Here is a 17,311-nt window from a genome sequence, read left to right as displayed (position 1 = left end):
ACGCACGCCGTCTGCCCGAGCGACCGCGGGCCCACCGGCCGAAGACCCCACACGCGAGACGATCGACGGCGACAGGCCCCAGAAGCAGCCGCGTGTGGAGAACGACTTCAGAGATGAGAGAGACGAGGCAGACATGTCAGATGTCCTGATCGATCGCCCAGAACTCGAGGGCCTCGGCCGCTATGAGTTCGGCTGGTCCGACTCCGATGTTGCGGGATCGTCCGCGAAGCGAGGCATCAGCGATGCCGTCGTGGCCGACATCTCGCAGCTGAAAGGCGAACCCGAATGGATGCTCAAGACGCGTCTCAAGGGCTACAAGATGTTCGAGCGCAAGCCGATGCCGAACTGGGGAGCTGACCTCTCCGGCATCGACTTCGACAACATCAAGTACTTCGTGCGCTCGACGGAGAAGCAGGCGCAGACCTGGGAAGACCTCCCGGACGACATCAAGAACACGTACGAGAAGCTCGGCATCCCCGACGCAGAGCGCCAGCGCCTCGTCGCGGGCGTCGCCGCGCAGTACGAGTCCGAGGTCGTGTACCACCAGATCAACGAGGAGCTCGAGAAGCAGGGTGTCATCTTCATGGACACCGACACGGCGCTTCGCGAGCACCCGGAGTTCTTCGAGGAGTACTTCGGCACCGTCATCCCCTCTGGCGACAACAAGTTCGCCGCGCTCAACACCGCCGTGTGGTCGGGTGGCTCCTTCGTGTACGTCCCCAAGGGCGTCCACGTCGAGATCCCGCTGCAGGCCTACTTCCGCATCAACACGGAGAACATGGGCCAGTTCGAGCGGACGCTCATCATCGCCGACGAGGGCAGCTACGTGCACTACATCGAGGGCTGCACGGCTCCCATCTACAAGTCCGACTCGCTGCACTCCGCGGTCGTCGAGATCATCGTCAAGAAGAACGCGCGAGTTCGCTACACGACCATCCAGAACTGGTCGAACAACGTCTACAACCTCGTCACGAAGCGCGCGATCGCCGAAGAGGGCGCCACCATGGAGTGGGTCGACGGCAACATCGGGTCCAAGGTCACGATGAAGTACCCGTCGATCTACCTCGTCGGCGAGCACGCCAAGGGCGAGACCATGTCCGTCGCGTTCGCAGGTCCCGGCCAGCACCAGGATGCCGGCGCGAAGATGATCCACATGGCTCCGTACACGCAGTCGTCGATCACGTCGAAGTCCATCGCGAGGGGCGGCGGTCGAGCCGGCTACCGCGGCGAGGTGCGCATCGACGCGAAGGCGCACCATTCCTCGAACAGCGTCGTCTGCGACGCGCTGCTCGTCGACACGCAGTCGCGCTCCGACACGTACCCCGCGATCGACATCCGCGTCGACGACGTGCAGCTCGGCCACGAGGCGACGGTCACGAAGGTGTCCGAGGAGCAGCTGTTCTACCTCATGAGCCGCGGGCTCCCGGAGACCGAGGCGATGGCCATGATCGTGCGCGGCTTCATCGAGCCCATCGCGCGCGAGCTGCCGATGGAGTACGCGCTGGAACTCAACAAGCTCATCGAGATGAGCATGGAAGGATCGGTCGGCTAGATGACGACGCAGGTGACGAGCGAGCAGATCAACCCGCTCGGTCTCAACAAGCACAGCCACGGGCCTGGGTCCGAGGTGCCGGTGCAGACGAGGTCGGAGCGGTTCACCTCCTTCGACTTCGCCGACTTCGCACCGCTGAGTGGTCGCGAGATCGAGTGGAAGTACACCCCCGTCGCGAAGCTCGATGGTCTCATCAACGGCGAGCTCACGGGCTCACGTTCCGAGCTCGAGTTCTCGGAGACCGAGGGGGTCGCAGTCAGCTGGATCCCTCGCTCGGATGCGCGGATCGGATCCGCGGGTAAGCCGGAGGACCGCGCCTCGGCGAACGCCTGGTCGAACTTCGAGGAGGCGCTGCTCGTCGAGGTCTCCGGTGAAGACGACAAGCAGTTCGTCCTGGACCGCAAGGGCTTCGGCAGTGCTGCTGTCGCCGCCCACGTCGTGGTCGACATCAAGCCGCACGCCAGGGGCCTCATCATCCTGCGCCACACCGGCGCGGCGACGGTCGCGGAGAACGTGGAGATCCTCGTCGGCGACGGGGCGAACGTCACGGTCGTCTCCATGCAGGAGTGGGAGGACTCGGCGCAGCACCTCTCGTCGCACTTCCTGTCTGTCGGGCGCGACGCCTTCATCAAGCACATCGTGGTCTCGCTCGGCGGCGGCATCGTCCGCCTCAACCCGACGCTGCAGCTCAACGCGCAGGGCGCTGACGGCGAACTGTACGGCCTCTACTACTCGGACGCGGGCCAGCATCTCGAGCACCAGGTGTTCGTCGACCACAACGCGCCGCACACGCGCAGCCGCGTCAACTACAAGGGCGCACTGCAGGGCGAAGGCGCGCGTGCCGTGTGGATCGGCGACGTCCTCATCCGCCGGAACGCACCGGGCACCGACTCCTACGAGCAGAACCGCAACCTCGTCCTCTCCGAGGGCACACGCGCCGACTCGGTCCCGAACCTCGAGATCGAGACAGGCGACATCGAGGGCGCCGGCCACGCTTCGGCTACCGGACGCTTCGACGACGAGCAGCTCTTCTACCTGATGAGCCGAGGCGTCTCCGAAGCCATGAGCCGCCGCCTCGTGGTCCACGGCTTCCTCAACGAGATCGTCCAGCAGATCGGCAACGAGGAGATCGCCACCCACCTGCGGGATGCGCTCGAACGCGAGCTCAACGAGGGCGCAAGCCCCCTGCTCGTCGCCGAGCGATGACCTCGGTGCGTCTCTGCGCGGCAGATGACGTGAAGGTCGAGTCGCCGCAGCGCTTTGAGATCGAGGGCCAGGCCATCTGCCTGGTCCGAGACTCGGCCGGTGAGCTCTTCGCTCTCGGCGACCGTTGCTCGCACGGAGACATCTCGCTCGCCGAGGGCTTCGTGGAGGACGACTCGATCGAGTGCTGGGCGCACGGCTCCCAGTTCTCGCTCAAAACCGGCTGGCCACGCACCCTCCCCGCCTACGAACCAGTGCCCGTGTACCGCATCCAGGTGCAAGCGGGCGACATCTACATCGACCCCACTCCAATCTTCGAGGAGAAGAGCTAGCACATGTCCACGCTGCAGATATCCGACCTCCACGTCACGGTCGAGACCGACCAGGGCACCAAGGAAATCCTCCGCGGTGTCGACCTGACGATCAACAAGGGCGAGATCCACGCCATCATGGGGCCGAACGGCTCTGGCAAGTCGACCCTCGCCTACACGATCGCGGGCCACCCCAAGTACGAGGTGACCAGCGGCTCGATCACGCTCGACGGCGAGGACGTCCTCGAGATGTCCGTCGACGAGCGTGCCAAGGCTGGCCTCTTCCTCGCGATGCAGTACCCGGTGGAGATCCCCGGCGTGACGGTCGCGAACTTCCTGCGTACCGCCAAGACCGCGGTCGCCGGCGAGGCTCCGCCCCTGCGCCCGTGGCTCAAGGAGGTCAAGGCCTCCATGGCGGCGCTCCGCATGGACCCCGTGTTCTCCGAGCGCAACGTCAACGAGGGCTTCTCCGGTGGAGAGAAGAAGCGCAACGAGATCCTCCAGCTCGAGCTCCTCAAGCCCAAGTTCGCCGTGCTCGACGAGACCGACTCTGGCCTCGACGTGGACGCGCTCCGCATCGTGTCGGAGGGTGTCAACCGCGTCAAGGAGAACACCGGCCTCGGTGTGCTGCTCATCACGCACTACACGCGCATCCTGCGCTACATCAAGCCTGACTTCGTGCACGTCTTCGTCGCGGGCAAGGTCGCAGACCAGGGTGGACCCGAGCTCGCCGATCGCCTGGAGAACGAGGGCTACGACCGCTACCTCGCCCAGCAGGTCGAGGCGTAGGATCTCGCCATGGCACTGACGACACTCGAAGCGACACGCTACGACGAGATCGAGGAAGCGCTCAAGGAGGTCGTTGACCCGGAGCTCGGCGTCAACATCGTCGACCTCGGGCTCATCTACGACCTCAACTGGGACGACGACTCCGACGCGCTCGTGATCTCGATGACGCTCACCTCGGCGGGCTGCCCGCTGACCGACGTCATCGAGTCCGAGACCGCCGAGGCACTCGAGGGTGCTGTCGAGCGCTTCGTCATCAACTGGGTCTGGATGCCGCCGTGGGGTCCTGAGAAGATCACGGACGACGGCCGCGACATGATGCGCGCGCTCGGGTTCAACATCTGAGCTCGGTCCCGCAGTGAAGAGCCCCGCCCCGGCGGGGCTCTTTCGCGCCTCGTCTAGACTGGGCAGGTTGTCGGCTATGGGGCCAGGCTCGGTTCATGCCGCGACCTGGCCCCGCACCGTTTCCCGACAGACCACACGACTCACCCCGAACGCCCGCACTTCACCGAATGGAATCACTTCTTGCTCGCCGTACATGACCTCGAAATCACCATGGGTGCCCGCACCCTCATGTCGGGAGTCGACTTTCGTGTTGCCGCTGGCGACAAGATCGGCCTCGTCGGCCGCAACGGCGCGGGCAAGACGACGCTGACGAAGATCCTTGCCGGCGACACGCTCCCGACGGCCGGTCGGATCGAGCGTCGCGGCGAGATCGGCTACCTGCCGCAGGACCCGCGGAGCGGCGACCCCACGCAGACTGCCCGCACCCGCATCCTGGACGCCCGCGGGCTCGGCGAGCTGCGTCTCGGCATCGACGAGGCGACCATGGCGATGGCCGAGGGCACCCCTGCTGAGCAGGAGTCCGCGATGAAGAAGTACTCGCGCCTCGATGACCGCTTCCTGGCGCTCGGCGGCTATGCCGCAGAAGCCGAGGCGGCGGCCATCGCCAGCAACCTCAAGCTGCCTGACCGGATCCTCGACCAGGAGCTGCAGACGCTCTCCGGAGGACAGCGCCGACGCATCGAGCTCGCCCGCATCCTCTTCTCGGGTGCCGAGACCATGCTGCTCGACGAGCCCACGAACCACCTCGACATCGACTCCGTCATCTGGCTGCGCGAGTTCCTCAAGGGGTACGCGGGCGGACTCATCGTCATCTCCCACGACGTGGAGCTCGTGGGGGACACCGTCAACCGGGTCTTCTACCTCGACGCGAACCGCCAGGTCATCGACGTCTACAACATGGGCTGGAAGCACTACCTCCGCCAGCGCGAGGCAGACCAGGAGCGCCGCAAGAAAGAGCGCGCGAACATCGAGAAGAAGGCCTCCGTCCTGCAGCAGCAGGCGGCGAAGTTCGGCGCCAAGGCGACGAAGGCCACAGCGGCGCATCAGATGGCCAGGCGCGCCGAGAAGATGCTCTCGGGTCTCGAGGAGGTCCGAGTCGCGGATCGCGTCGCGAAGCTGCGCTTCCCGACGCCCGCGGCGTGCGGAAAGACGCCGCTCCGCGCATCCAACCTCTCGAAGTCGTACGGCTCGCTCGAGATCTTCACCGCCGTCGACCTGGCTATCGACCGCGGGTCCCGTGTTGTCATCCTCGGCCTCAACGGTGCAGGCAAGACGACGCTGCTGCGGATGCTCGCCGGCGTCGACGAGCCCGACACCGGCGCGCTCGAGCCCGGGCACGGCCTCAAGATCGGCTACTACGCGCAGGAGCACGAGACCCTCGACGTCGCGCGCAGCGTGCTGCAGAACATGGTGAGCGTGTCCAGCCATCTCACCGAGACCGAGGCACGCAAGGTGCTCGGCTCGTTCCTGTTCTCGGGTGACGACGTGCACAAGCCAGCCGGTGTGCTCTCCGGCGGCGAGAAGACCCGCCTCGCGCTTGCGATGCTGGTCGTGTCGAGCGCCAACGTGCTGCTGCTCGACGAGCCCACGAACAACCTCGACCCGCTCAGCCGCGAGCAGATCCTCGACGCGCTCGCACACTACGAAGGCTCTGTCGTGCTGGTCAGTCACGACGAGGGGGCCGTCGAGGCGCTCAACCCCGAGCGCGTGCTCATCATGCCGGACGGCGTGGAGGACCACTGGACGCCCGATTACTTCGACCTCATCACGATGAACTAGGCAGGGCGTCCCAGCAGCAGGGTCGCTCGCTGCAAGGAAGAGCGCATGCTCCCAGCCGGGGGCATGCGCTCTTCGTGTTTGCGGGTGCTTCGGCGATCAGCCGCCGGCGCGATCGAGGATCTCGTCCTCGATCTCGGCGTCGGTCTTGCGGCGTCGTCCAGCGCGCTCTCGCTCGCGCGAGATGGCCTCGCGCACCTTCGGGTCGTCCGGGTTGCGGTCGCGGTACTCGGCCCGCAGGCCGAAGATGAGGCCGAGGAGCGCGATGATGGCGAAGATGATCCACTGGAACGCGTACGAGAGGTGGTTGCCCTCGCTCAGCGCGGGCTTCGTCGTGAGCGCGCCCGTCTCAGCGTTGGGCCGCTCCGCCGAGAGGAGTCCGTACGCGCCCGTGTAGACGCGGTCGGTGCCGAGCTCGTCGGCGAATTGCGGCAGGTGGATGGTCGCGATCTGTCCCGCGGGCGCCGTTCGTCCGGGGATCTCGGGTTCGCCGGGCTTGAGGCGAGCGACGATCGTCGCCTCGCCTTCGGGGGCAGCCGGGATGTGGTCGGGGGAGTCCTGCGCGTCACCCGTCGGAATCCAGCCGCGGTTGACGATGAACACCCGCCCGTCGTCGGTCTCGAATGGCGTGAGGATCTCGAATCCCGGCAACCCGTTGTGGGGCCGCGACCTCGCGAGCAGCTGCTCGTCGGTGAGGTACCGGCCCTGCAGGAGCACGGGAGTCCACTCCTGGTCGATCGAGAAGTCGTCGAGCGCCGTGATCTCGCTCTCGAGGGGAACCGGCTCCCGGTCGAAGTTGCCGGTGATCCGCGCGTTCTCAGAGACCCGCTCGTCGCGCCGCTCGAACTGCCAGTGGCTCAGGAAGCCGCACGCGATCGCGAAGACGATCAGCAGGCCGAGGTAGCCGAGCCAGCGCTTCGAGAAGGCGAAGCGCCAGCGACGCTCGCCGCTCACGCGCGCCCGTCCACATCGTCGTCGAGCTGCCCGGCCGAGATGGCCGTGGCTGTCACCGGGAAGTCACGCTGGCGGAGGAAGTCTGCGAGGTAGCCGGCGTGCTCGTCGCAGGCGAGCCAGATCTTGCGACGCGCCTCGTCGTGGATGCGCGGATTCCGCCACACGATCCGGGTCGTCGCGTCGGAGCTGCACCCGGCCCGCGAGCATCGCGGCTCGGCTTCCGCGGCATCGAGCCCGCCGTTCTGGAGCGCGCCGAGCAGGTCGAATCCCTCACGCATCCGGCTTGCCTCGTCGCTGCAGGAAGCTCGGCCGTTCCACCTTCCGCGTGCGCCGCTGCGTGGCAGCGTTCGCGATGACGACAGCGAAGTAGGGGAGGAAGATCGCTCCGGCCGCGAAGACGAACATCCACGGTCCGCGCACCCAGATGAGCGCGACGAAGCAGGCCACCCTGATGAGCATCATGATGGTGTACTTCCTCATGCGGGCAGCGCGCTCGTCGTACTCGCTGTCCCCCATGGAGGTGACGTTCGTGGTGTGTGATCGCACGGTGGCAGGTGCTCCTCTCGGCGATCTGCTCAGCTTACTCCTCGCCCCTAGACTGGAGCGAACCGTCTCAAGGGAGCAGCATGACCCAAAGAACCGTCCTCGTCACGGGAGGAAACCGCGGCATCGGCTACGCCATCGCCGCACACTTCGTCAGCCTGGGCCACCGCGTCGCGGTGACCTCGCGCTCGGGGGAGGGCGGCCCTGAGGGCGCTCTCACCGTTCGGGCGGACGTCACCGACGCTGCGAGCGTCGACGCGGCCTTCAAAGCGGTGGAGGAGCAGCTCGGGGCCGTCGAGGTGCTCATCGCGAACGCCGGCATCACGAAGGACAATCTCCTGCTCCGCATGTCGGAGGACGACTTCCAGCAGGTCATCGACACGAACCTGACCGGCGTCTTCCGCGTCCTCAAGCGCTCCTCGAAGGGGATGCTCAAGGCTCGCTTCGGCAGGGTCGTCTTCATCTCGAGCGTCGTCGGGCTCTTCGGCTCGCCCGGCCAGATCAACTACTCGTCCGCGAAGGCCGGCCTTGTCGGCATGGCCCGCTCCCTCACCCGCGAGCTCGGCTCGCGGGGCATCACCGCGAACGTCATCGCCCCGGGGTTCATCGAGACCGAGATGACGGCGGTGCTTCCCGAGGAGACCAAGAAGGAATACCTGTCTCAGATCCCGGCGGCCCGTTACGGAAGCGTCGACGAGATCGCCAAGACCGCCGCCTGGCTCGCCAGCGATGACGCCGGGTACATCTCAGGCGCCGTCATCCCGGTCGATGGCGGCCTCGGCATGGGGCACTAGCGGCACGTCGTCGGCCCGACGCACAGAAATCAACGAGCAGAGCGGGCCGAGCGGATGCATATCCGCTTTGCTCGTGAGTCTCTGCACTCGGTAGTCGCCCTGTTCGGTCGTCAGCCCTCGAGGCCAAGGGCTGCGAGCACCTGCCGCATGTCGCGATCGGGGAGGCTGACGTGCGCCTGTTCCCGGACAACCGGCTTCGCGTCGAACGCGATCGAGAGACCAGCAGCCGACATCATGCCGAGATCGTTGGCGCCGTCGCCGATCGCGACCGTGCGGGACGGGTCGATGCCGAGCTCGTGAGCCCACTCGAGCAGCGTCTCGCGCTTCGCCTCGCTCCCGATGATGGGCCCGGACACCTTGCCCGTGAGCTTGCCGTCGACGACCTCGAAGCGGTTCGCGCGCCAGCGGTCGAGGCCGAGCCGCTCTGCGAGCTCGTCGAGGATCTCGTGGAAGCCTCCCGACACGGCCGCGATGGAACCGCCGGCCGCGTGCACGCCGTCGATGAGCTCTGGGACGCCGTTCGTGACGACGACCCGATCCACCACCGACGCGACATCCGTCGAGGAGACACCCTCGAGGAGCGCAACGCGGTGGCGCAGGCTCTCCTCGAAGTTCAGCTCACCCGCCATGGCTCGCCCGGTGACCTCGGCAACCTCATCGGTCACCCCGGCGTAGTCGGCGATCAGCTCGATGACCTCGTCTTCGATGAGGGTCGAGTCGACGTCGAGGACGACCAGGAATGGAGACCGGGGGGACGTGCCCGAGGTCACGGCTCGACGATCCCGAACTTCTCCACGACCGTGAGGCCAGAGTCGGTGACCGTGAAGCCGCGTCGGAGGTCGTGCTCACGGTCGACGCCGACTGAGGCGCCTTCCTTGACGATGACGTTCTTGTCCAGGATCGCGCGACGCACGACAGCACCAGCCTGCACGTTGACTCGGTCGAAGAGGATGGAGTCGACGACTGCGGCTCCGGACTCGACGTTGTCCCACGGACCGAGCACGCTCCGCTCGATGTGCGCACCGGAGATCACCGAGCCGAGCGAGATGATCGAGTCGATCATCGTGCCCGTGGACCCACGGCTGTCCCGCACGAACTTGGCCGGGGGAGAGTTCAGCTGCTGCGCGAAGATCGGCCACTTCTCGTTGTAGAGGTTGAAGATCGGCAGCGTGGAGATGAGGTCCATGTGAGCGTCGTAGAACGAGTCGATCGTTCCCACGTCGCGCCAGTAGTCGCGATCGCGTTCCGTCGACCCTGGGACGATGTTGTCCTTGAGGTCGTAGACCCCGCAGTCGCCCTGATCGACGAAGCTCGGGATGATGTCTCCACCCATGTCGTGCTTGGAGTCCTCGAGCGTCGAGTCGCGGATGACGGCTTCGACCAGCTTGTCGGCCGTGAAGACGTAGTTTCCCATCGAGGCGAGGATCTCGCCCGGGCTGTCCGGCAGCCCCTGAGCGTCTTCCGGCTTCTCGAGGAACTCGCGGATCAGCGTTCGGTCGTCCGGGTCGACGTCGATCACGCCGAACTGGTCCGAGAGCGAGATCGGCTGGCGGATCGCGGCGACCGTCGCGCTGCGCCCGGAGGCGATGTGCGCCTCGATCATTTGGGAGAAGTCCATGCGGTAGACGTGGTCCGCGCCGACGACGACCACGATGTCCGGGGACTCGTCGTTGATGAGGTTCAGGCTCTGCCGGATGGCATCTGCCGAGCCGGAGAACCACCGCTTGCCGAGTCGCTGCTGCGCTGGCACGGAGGCGACGTAGGAGTTGAGCATCGCGGGGAGACGCCACGTGTGCGACACGTGACGGTCGAGAGAGTGGGACTTGTACTGCGTCAGGACGACGATCTTGTGGAGCCCGGAATTCACCAGGTTCGAAAGCGCGAAGTCGATGAGTCGATACTGGCCTGCGAAGGGCACAGCGGGCTTTGCCCGGTCTGCGGTGAGCGGCATGAGCCGCTTCCCCTCACCACCAGCGAGAACGATGCCGAACACCTTTGCCTGTGACATGACTCGAGCTTAGGGGTTCCCAGCCCCGCTGTACTACCGTGGAGACCGTGAGAGTTGATCTGGTAACACGCGAGTATCCACCGGCCGTCTACGGCGGGGCCGGAGTCCACGTCACCGAGCTCGTCAAGGCGATGAGACGCGACATCGACGTCAACGTCCGCTGCTTCGGAGAGGCGCGCGACGAGCAGCAGACCTATGCGTACAACACGCCCCCTGCCCTCCGATCCGCGAACCCGGCTCTCGGCTTCCTCGGCACCGACCTCGAGATCGCGAACGACATCGCGGGTGCCGACCTCGTGCACTCGCACACCTGGTACGCGAACGCCGCGGGCCACGTCGCGAAGCTGCTGCACGGCATCCCGCACGTCATCACGGCGCACAGCCTCGAGCCGCTCCGCCCCTGGAAGGCAGAACAGCTCGGAGGCGGCTACCGCCTCTCCAGCTGGATCGAGCAGGTCTCCTACGAGCACGCCGACCGCATCATCGCCGTGAGCCACGGGATGCGCGCCGACATCCTCCGCGCCTACCCGAACCTCGACCCGGAGAAGGTCGAGGTCGTCTACAACGGCATCGACCTCGAGACCTGGCAGCGCGTCGAGGACCCTGAGGCCGCACGTGCCCTCGGCATCGACCCCGACCGCCCCGCTGTCGTCTTCGTCGGCCGCATCACTCGGCAGAAGGGTCTCCCGTACTTCCTGCGCGCCGTGCGCGAGCTGCCACCTGAGGTGCAGGTCATCCTGTGCGCCGGCGCCCCGGACACCCCCGAGATCGAGGCAGAGGTCGCAGGTCTCGTCGAGCAGCTGCAGACCGAGCGCGATGGCGTCCTCTGGCTCGCGCGCCACCTCAGCAAGCGCGAGATCATGACCGCGCTCTCGGCATCGACGGTCTTCGCGTGCCCCTCGATCTACGAGCCGCTCGGCATCGTGAACCTCGAGGCCATGGCCTGCGGCACAGCCGTGGTCGGCACGGCGACCGGCGGCATCCCCGAGGTCGTCGACGACGGGGTGACCGGACGCCTCGTGCCGATCGAGCAGGCAACCGACGGCACGGGAACCCCGCTCGACCCAGACAAGTTCGTCGCCGACCTCGCACGAGTGCTCACCGAGGTCGTCAGCGACCCCGAGACGGCCGCTCGCTACGGCAAGGCGGGGCGCGAGCGCGCCGAGCGCGAGTTCACCTGGCGCCGCATCAGCGACGAGACGATCTCCATCTACGAGCAGCTCGTTGGCTGACGCGGTGCGCCGCCGAAGCCAGCGCACGAGCCGCGTCTAGGCTGGGGCATATGGCAACGGTTCTCGAATTCAACGACGCTACGGTCGTTCGCAACGGTCGTCCGATCCTCGACCATGTCACCTGGTCCGTCGACGAGACGCAGCGCTGGGCGGTGCTCGGCCCGAACGGCGCCGGGAAATCGACGCTCCTCTCGCTCGCCTCGGCGACGCAGCACCCCACGTCAGGAGAGGTCGACGTGCTCGGGGAGCGCCTCGGCCGGACCAACGTCTTCGACCTTCGTCCTCGCATCGGCGTCGCGTCGAGCGCGATGGCGAGGCGCATCCCCGAAGACGAGCGAGTCATCGACGTCGCGCTGACCGCCTCCTACGCGGTCACGGGCCGATGGAACGAGGCCTACGAGGAGATCGACGAGCGCCGGGCGCAGCGTGTCCTCGAGGAATGGAACCTCGGCGAGTTCGCTGAGCGCGACTTCGGCACGCTCAGCGACGGCGAGCAGAAGCGAACGCTCATCGCACGGGCGATCATGACCGACCCCGAGCTGCTCCTCCTGGACGAGCCCAGCGCGTCCCTCGATCTCGGAGCTCGCGAGAACCTCCTCGCTGCGCTCTCCAGCTTCGCGCAGAGCGAGTTCGCGCCCGCGATCGTCATGGTCACGCACCACGTCGAGGAGATCCCAGTGGGGATCACCCACGTGCTCCTGCTGCGCGAAGGCAAGGTCGTCGCGGCTGGCCCGATCTCCGAGGTGCTCACGAGCTCGAACCTCGAGACGACCTTCGGACTTCCCCTCCACGTCACCAACGCCCAGGGCCGGTACGCCGCCCGCGCGTCGAACTGACACCCACGGGCTCCTATCTGCTAAAGTTGTCCTTTGGCTCAGGACCCGTGGTCCGATTCTGCTCACCAAACTCGTTGAAGGAACCCTTATGAAGGCTGACGTCCACCCCACCTACAACACGGTGGTGTTCAACGACCTCGCATCGGGGGAGAAGTTCCTCACCCGTTCCACGGTCTCGAGCGCCAAGACGATCGAATGGGAAGACGGCAACACGTACCCAGTCATCGACGTCGAGATCTCCAGCGCCTCGCACCCGTTCTACACGGGCAAGCAGCGCATCATGGACTCCGCAGGTCGTGTTGAGAAGTTCAAGAACCGCTACGCCAAGTTCGGCGGCGGCAGCAAGTAGTCCATTGCTCCACGAAAGGGCGGCACCGTTTCGGTGCCGCCCTTTCGCGCGTCTGCTGGGTGCCTCACCGAAGCCCGTCGCCGGTCAGGGAGCGCTGCGCACCGGCCACGCGCCGTCGGCGGTGAAGTCCGGGTCTCGATTGGCGCGCATGTACGCCTCGAAGTCCCTGGCCTGGTCCGCCGCCCACGTGACCTGCTTCGTGTGCAGCTCCTGGAGCGGCAGCCCGAGTTCCGCGGGATACTTGGCCGCCAGTGCGAGCGCAAGCTGGCCCGCGGCGACGGCGTCGTCACCCGCGGAGTGCGCGTCGATCAGTTCCACGCCATAGAAGAGGGCGGTGTCGGTGAGCGTGCGCTTGCCCTTGCGGTACTTGTCGAGCGCCCGGTCGATGACGAGCGGGTCGACGACCTGCTCGGCGAAGACAATCTGCTCCAGGCCGTGACGCGCGCACTCCCGAGCGAACAGGGTGAGATCGTACGGCGCGTTGTAGATGACCAGCGGAACACGGTGCCGGGCGATCCAGTCGAGCGCAGCCCGAAGCTCCCCGACGACCTCGCCTGCCGGCCGCCCCTCGGACTGGGCGATCTCCGTGGTGATGCCGTGCACGGCCGCCGCGCGCTCGGGGATGGGGACGCCCGGGTCCGCCAGCCAGTCCGTGCCGCGCTCGATCGTGCCATCGCCATCGATGAGCCCGACGAACGCCGTCACGATCCGGTCGTTCTCGACATCGATGCCGGTCGTCTCGAGATCGAACACCGCGATCCGCTTCGTCCACTCGGTCATTGCTTCCTCATCCCGCCTCGACGTCCTCTTGCAGGCACCTCCACCGCGCGTCGCACGGGAGCGCCTGAGCACGGCTTCCCGCCCTGCTCGGTACACTCTTGCACGATGCCTTCCTCCGCTCTCGCAGCCACTCCCGAGTCCCCGTCGCTCGCCCGCACAGCGCATGTCCTGGGCTCCGAATGCGCCTGGTGGGAGATCGGCCCATCGGCCGGCGACGCCCGCGCGACGGTTGTGCTGGTCCATGGCTTCCGCGGCACCCACCACGGGCTGCTCCCCGTCGTGGAACGGCTCCCGAACGTTCGCTTCCTCGCACCCGACCTGCCGGGTTTCGGGGAGTCGCGGCCACTCGCAAGCGGACACACGCTCGACGACTACTCAGCCTGGCTCGAGGCGTTCCTCCATGAGGTCGACCCGAACGGGGCCGCCATCGTCCTCGGCCACTCGTTCGGCTCGCTCGTGATCGCCCGGCGCCCCACCGCGATCGGCGATCGGCGCCTCGTGCTCGTCAACCCCATCGCCGCGCCCGCCCTGGAAGGTCAGCAGGCGATCCTCACGAAGCTCGCGATCTTCTACTACTGGCTCGGCTCGAAGCTGCCAGAGTCGGCGGGCAGGGTGCTGCTCTCGCATCCGCTCATCACACGCGTCATGAGCGAGGTCATGGCCAAGACCACCTCGAAGCCGCTCCGAGCCTGGATCCACGCCGAGCATGAACGGCACTTCTCGGACTTCTCCGACCGCGACACGCTCCTCGCCGCGTTCCGTGCATCCGTCTCCGACTCGGTGCTCGCCCATGCACACGAACTGCCAGCGTCCACCGCGCTCATCGCTGGCGCGCTCGACGACATCGCGCCGCTCGAAGCGCAGCTCGAACTCGCGAGGCTCGCCGAGCTGCCGCTGCACGTGATCGCCGGCACGGGTCACCTCGTGCACTACGAGACGCCGATCGCAGCCGCCCGCCTGCTCTCCGAGTTCATCGACGGGAACTCCACACCCGACGATCCGGAGCGCAGCCGGTGAAACTCCTCTTCGACTGCAGGTACGTTCGGATCGACCGCCACGACGGCATCTCGCGGTACTCGGCTGAGCTCGTGCGTGCGCTCTCCGAACTGCACCCGGTCACCATGCTCATCTCCGACGAACGCCAGCTGCCCATGCTGCCGGACCTTCCGCACGCGCTCATCAGCGCGCCGACGTCGCCAGCGGAGCCGTTCGTCGCTCGCCAGATCAACGCGCTGCGCCCCGACGTGGTCGTGAGCCCCATGCAGACGATGGGCTCGCTCGGGCGGCACTACGGGCTCATCCTCACCATCCACGACCTCATCTACTACGAGCACCCGAAGCCCCCGCAGTTCCTCCCCTGGTACGTGCGCGCGCTGTGGCGGGTCTACCACCTGTCCTTCTGGCCCCAGCGGCTCCTCCTCGCCGGTGCGGACCAGGTCGCGGTGGTCTCGGCGACGACCCGCGGGCTGCTCGAGTCCAAGAAGCTCACCCGCCGCCCCATCCCGCTCGTGCCCAACGCGCCAGATCCGGCGTTCGCTGCGCCGGCGAGGACCGAGCCGCCGAGCGAGCCCAATCTCGTCTACATGGGCTCCTTCATGCCATACAAGAACGTCGAGACGCTGGCGCGCGCCATGCGCGACCTGCCTGGCTGGCGACTCCACCTCTGCTCGAAGGCGGATGCGCGCACCCTGGCGGCGCTCGAGGATCTCGCCCCCACGGGTTCGATCGTCGCCCACCAGGGCGTGAGCGACGACGCGTACCGTGCGCTGCTCGCCAACGCCACCGCCCTCGTGACCGCGTCGAAGAGCGAGGGCTTCGGGCTGCCGCTCGTGGAAGCCATGTCCGCAGGCACACCCGTTCTCGTGAGCGACACCCCGATCTTCCGCGAGGTCGGGGGAGCTGCAGCCGGGTACTTCCCGGCCGATGACGCGGCGCTGCTCGCGACGAAGGCGAGGCAGCTCCACGGCAGCGCGCAGGCGTGGGCTTCCGCCTCAGCTGCTGGCGTGGCCAGGGCCGCCGAGTACGCGTGGGAGCGATCCGCCGCCGCGCTGCTCAGCGCCTGCCAAGAGGTGGCAGAGCAGCGACAGCGCTGACGGCTTCCGGCCGGCCTCGGGGTTCTGGGTCGGCCTAGGAATCCGACGTGAGCCGGGCCGCGAGGTCGGCGAGCGACTCGGAGGTGCCGCCGTCGACGTAGACGTAGGCCAGGTGCTCGATCGCGGCCCCGCCGCGGTTGAACAGCACGACCGGCTTGCCAGCTGCCACGGCGCGATGCACGAGCCTGCGTCCAGTGTTGACGACCAAGGACGTACCGGCGACCAGGAGCGCGTCGGACTCGTCGACGAGGTTGCGGGCACGCTCGGCGACCTCGGGACGAACGACGTCACCGAACATCACGACGTCCGGTTGCAGGATGCCCCCGCAGACCGGGCAGCTCGGGAGCTCCTCGATCTCCGCGCCGCTCGCCTCGGCGTCACCGTCTGGGCGGCTGCTCGCGTCGGCCGCCAGCTCGGCGATGCCGGGGGAGGACGCGATGATGTCGGCGAGCAGCGAGGCCCGTGAGACCTCGTGCCCGCACTGCGTGCAGCTCGCGGTGCGCATGCTGCCGTGGAGCTCGACGACGTTGCGGCTGCCTGCGCGGAGGTGGAGGCCATCCACGTTCTGCGTGGCGACCCCCGTCGCGGCGCCGTGTCGCTCGAGCTCGGCGAGTGCCAGGTGGCCCGCGTTGGGCTCCGCTCCGGAGAACCGTGCCGCACCGAGCGCGGCGCCGGCCCAGTAGCGCCTGCGCGTCGCCTCGTCGGACATGAACTGCTGGATCGTCATGGGCGAGATCCTCGGCGCCTTGCCGTCCCCGCGGTAGTCGGGGATGCCAGAGTCCGTCGAGAGCCCGGCTCCGGTGAGCACCGCGAACGCCCGATCCGCCAGCACATCCGCGGCACGTGCAAGACCCTCAGCTCGCGACCGCTCCGCCATGGCACCGCCCGCTTCTGACAGGATTGCCTCCATGCGCCTGACCCCTCTCCAATCGACCGATTGGCCACGTGCGGCCCCATCCGTCCGTTCACTCGAACAGTCTGGACTCGACGACTATTCCCGCCTGACCGACGTGGCCCTCCGCCGTCGCCTCGAGCCGGAAGGTGGCCTCTACCTCGCCGAGTCGCCGAAGGTCATCGAGCGGGCGCTGCGAGCCGGCCACACGCCCCGTTCCCTCCTCCTCATGGAGCAGTGGCTCCCGACCGTCGAGCCACTGCTCGAGGCGTTCCCCGACGTGCCCGTGTACGTCGGTTCCAGCGAGCAGCTCGAGCAGCTGACCGGCTTCCGCATGCACCGGGGAGCCCTGGCCTCGATGCACAGGCCCCCGCTGCTCGACCCCGCAGACCTGCTCGCGACGGCGAAAACCGTCGTGGTGCTCGAGGATCTCGTGGATCACACGAACGTCGGCGCGGTGTTCCGGGCTGCTGCCGGTCTCGGGGCCGACGCGGTGCTCGTCACCCAGGAATGCGCCGATCCCCTCTACCGGCGCAGTGTGCGCGTCAGCATGGGCACCGTCTTCCAGGTGCCGTGGACCCGGCTGCCGGTGTGGCGGGAGGCAGCCACGCTGTTCGCAGACGCCGGCTTCGACGTCGCAGCGCTCGCCCTGGACGACGACGCCGTCTCGCTCCGGGACTACGCCGCGGACCGTCCCGAGCGCGTCGCGATCCTGCTCGGCACGGAGGGGGACGGCCTGAGTCGCGGCGCCCTCAGCGCTGCGACGACGACCGTCACGATTCCGATGCTCCACGGCGTCGACTCGCTCAACGTCGCTGCCGCGAGTGCCGTCGCGCTCTACGCGCTCACCGGGTAGG

General features: G+C 67.4%; 20 protein-coding genes. 13 read left to right on the top strand and 7 right to left on the bottom strand.

Annotated features, from left to right (window positions below):
• Window positions 1–133 precede the first annotated feature (133 nt).
• From sufB to C5E06_RS08705, 6 genes are all read left to right on the top strand, one after another.
• Window positions 134–1,552 carry a Fe-S cluster assembly protein SufB gene (gene sufB, locus C5E06_RS08730; RefSeq protein ID WP_104307262.1) on the top strand — a complete coding sequence of 473 codons (1,419 nt, stop codon included), beginning with the start codon at window positions 134–136 and terminating at the stop codon, window positions 1,550–1,552.
• A complete protein-coding gene (sufD, locus tag C5E06_RS08725; RefSeq protein ID WP_104241208.1) occupies window positions 1,553–2,758 on the top strand; it encodes a Fe-S cluster assembly protein SufD in 1,206 nt (401 codons plus the stop codon).
• The gene (locus tag C5E06_RS08720; RefSeq protein WP_104299032.1) at window positions 2,755–3,087 is read left to right on the top strand and encodes a non-heme iron oxygenase ferredoxin subunit; all 333 of its coding nucleotides are present in this window, start codon (window positions 2,755–2,757) and stop codon (window positions 3,085–3,087) included. The genes sufD and C5E06_RS08720 overlap by 4 nt, the downstream gene beginning before the upstream one ends.
• A gap of 3 nt (window positions 3,088–3,090) precedes the next feature.
• Window positions 3,091–3,855, top strand: a complete 765-nt coding sequence (gene sufC, locus C5E06_RS08715) for a Fe-S cluster assembly ATPase SufC (protein ID WP_068481926.1) — start codon at window positions 3,091–3,093, stop codon at window positions 3,853–3,855.
• Between the two features lie 9 nt (window positions 3,856–3,864).
• Window positions 3,865–4,197: a metal-sulfur cluster assembly factor gene (locus tag C5E06_RS08710; RefSeq protein ID WP_104241206.1), complete on the top strand. Its 333-nt coding sequence runs from the start codon at window positions 3,865–3,867 to the stop codon at window positions 4,195–4,197.
• Between the two features lie 180 nt (window positions 4,198–4,377).
• Window positions 4,378–5,976, top strand: a complete 1,599-nt coding sequence (locus tag C5E06_RS08705; protein WP_104241205.1) for an ABC-F family ATP-binding cassette domain-containing protein — start codon at window positions 4,378–4,380, stop codon at window positions 5,974–5,976.
• 96 nt (window positions 5,977–6,072) lie between these two features.
• Here C5E06_RS08705 and C5E06_RS08700 read toward each other — a convergent pair whose 3' ends face one another.
• From C5E06_RS08700 to C5E06_RS08690, 3 genes are read right to left on the bottom strand one after another with little or no spacing between them, the layout of a single operon-like run.
• Complete coding sequence (locus C5E06_RS08700) at window positions 6,073–6,927, bottom strand: SURF1 family protein (RefSeq protein ID WP_104306606.1); 855 nt, start codon at window positions 6,925–6,927, stop codon at window positions 6,073–6,075.
• The gene (locus C5E06_RS08695; RefSeq protein WP_228496563.1) at window positions 6,924–7,205 is read right to left on the bottom strand and encodes an acetone carboxylase; all 282 of its coding nucleotides are present in this window, start codon (window positions 7,203–7,205) and stop codon (window positions 6,924–6,926) included. The genes C5E06_RS08700 and C5E06_RS08695 overlap by 4 nt, the downstream gene beginning before the upstream one ends.
• Window positions 7,198–7,473, bottom strand: coding sequence for a DUF3099 domain-containing protein (locus C5E06_RS08690; RefSeq protein WP_146080201.1), 276 nt, complete (start codon window positions 7,471–7,473; stop codon window positions 7,198–7,200). The genes C5E06_RS08695 and C5E06_RS08690 overlap by 8 nt, the downstream gene beginning before the upstream one ends.
• An 80-nt stretch (window positions 7,474–7,553) precedes the next feature.
• Here C5E06_RS08690 and C5E06_RS08685 point away from each other — a divergent pair, with 80 nt between their 5' ends.
• The gene (locus C5E06_RS08685; protein ID WP_104306605.1) at window positions 7,554–8,264 is read left to right on the top strand and encodes a beta-ketoacyl-ACP reductase; all 711 of its coding nucleotides are present in this window, start codon (window positions 7,554–7,556) and stop codon (window positions 8,262–8,264) included.
• 110 nt (window positions 8,265–8,374) lie between these two features.
• Here the strand turns inward: C5E06_RS08685 and serB are convergent, their stop codons facing one another.
• Window positions 8,375–9,034: a phosphoserine phosphatase SerB gene (serB, locus tag C5E06_RS08680; RefSeq protein WP_104241201.1), complete on the bottom strand. Its 660-nt coding sequence runs from the start codon at window positions 9,032–9,034 to the stop codon at window positions 8,375–8,377.
• A complete protein-coding gene (locus C5E06_RS08675; RefSeq protein ID WP_104241200.1) occupies window positions 9,031–10,272 on the bottom strand; it encodes a glucose-1-phosphate adenylyltransferase in 1,242 nt (413 codons plus the stop codon). Before C5E06_RS08675 ends, serB begins: the two co-directional genes overlap by 4 nt.
• A 47-nt stretch (window positions 10,273–10,319) precedes the next feature.
• Between C5E06_RS08675 and glgA the strand changes: the two genes are divergently transcribed.
• From glgA to C5E06_RS08660, 3 genes are all read left to right on the top strand, one after another.
• Complete coding sequence (gene glgA, locus C5E06_RS08670) at window positions 10,320–11,504, top strand: glycogen synthase (RefSeq protein ID WP_104242034.1); 1,185 nt, start codon at window positions 10,320–10,322, stop codon at window positions 11,502–11,504.
• A 50-nt stretch (window positions 11,505–11,554) separates the two neighbouring features.
• Entirely contained in the window at window positions 11,555–12,340 is a 786-nt protein-coding gene (locus C5E06_RS08665; protein ID WP_104241199.1) for an ABC transporter ATP-binding protein, read from the top strand.
• Between the two features lie 88 nt (window positions 12,341–12,428).
• Window positions 12,429–12,689: a type B 50S ribosomal protein L31 gene (locus tag C5E06_RS08660; RefSeq protein ID WP_068481959.1), complete on the top strand. Its 261-nt coding sequence runs from the start codon at window positions 12,429–12,431 to the stop codon at window positions 12,687–12,689.
• Window positions 12,690–12,773: 84 nt separating this feature from the next.
• On the opposite strand, the gene C5E06_RS08655 is transcribed toward C5E06_RS08660, so the two are convergent.
• A complete protein-coding gene (locus C5E06_RS08655; protein ID WP_104241198.1) occupies window positions 12,774–13,469 on the bottom strand; it encodes an exonuclease domain-containing protein in 696 nt (231 codons plus the stop codon).
• A gap of 105 nt (window positions 13,470–13,574) precedes the next feature.
• Between C5E06_RS08655 and C5E06_RS08650 the strand changes: the two genes are divergently transcribed.
• Together C5E06_RS08650 and C5E06_RS08645 are read left to right on the top strand one after the other, a co-directional pair.
• Window positions 13,575–14,486, top strand: a complete 912-nt coding sequence (locus tag C5E06_RS08650) for an alpha/beta fold hydrolase (RefSeq protein ID WP_104306604.1) — start codon at window positions 13,575–13,577, stop codon at window positions 14,484–14,486.
• On the top strand, window positions 14,483–15,562 hold the full coding sequence (locus C5E06_RS08645) for a glycosyltransferase (protein ID WP_104306603.1): 1,080 nt from the start codon (window positions 14,483–14,485) through the stop codon (window positions 15,560–15,562). Before C5E06_RS08650 ends, C5E06_RS08645 begins: the two co-directional genes overlap by 4 nt.
• A gap of 34 nt (window positions 15,563–15,596) precedes the next feature.
• Here the strand turns inward: C5E06_RS08645 and C5E06_RS08640 are convergent, their stop codons facing one another.
• A complete protein-coding gene (locus C5E06_RS08640) occupies window positions 15,597–16,472 on the bottom strand; it encodes a Sir2 family NAD-dependent protein deacetylase (protein WP_258067571.1) in 876 nt (291 codons plus the stop codon).
• Here C5E06_RS08640 and C5E06_RS08635 point away from each other — a divergent pair.
• Window positions 16,471–17,310: an RNA methyltransferase gene (locus C5E06_RS08635; protein WP_104241194.1), complete on the top strand. Its 840-nt coding sequence runs from the start codon at window positions 16,471–16,473 to the stop codon at window positions 17,308–17,310. The two genes, C5E06_RS08640 and C5E06_RS08635, sit on opposite strands and share 2 nt — an antisense overlap.
• Window position 17,311 lies beyond the last annotated feature (1 nt).

The organism is Pseudoclavibacter sp. RFBI5, assembly GCF_002931395.1.
Taxonomy (GTDB): domain Bacteria; phylum Actinomycetota; class Actinomycetes; order Actinomycetales; family Microbacteriaceae; genus Pseudoclavibacter.
This window is presented reverse-complemented; position numbering and strand designations above follow the sequence as displayed.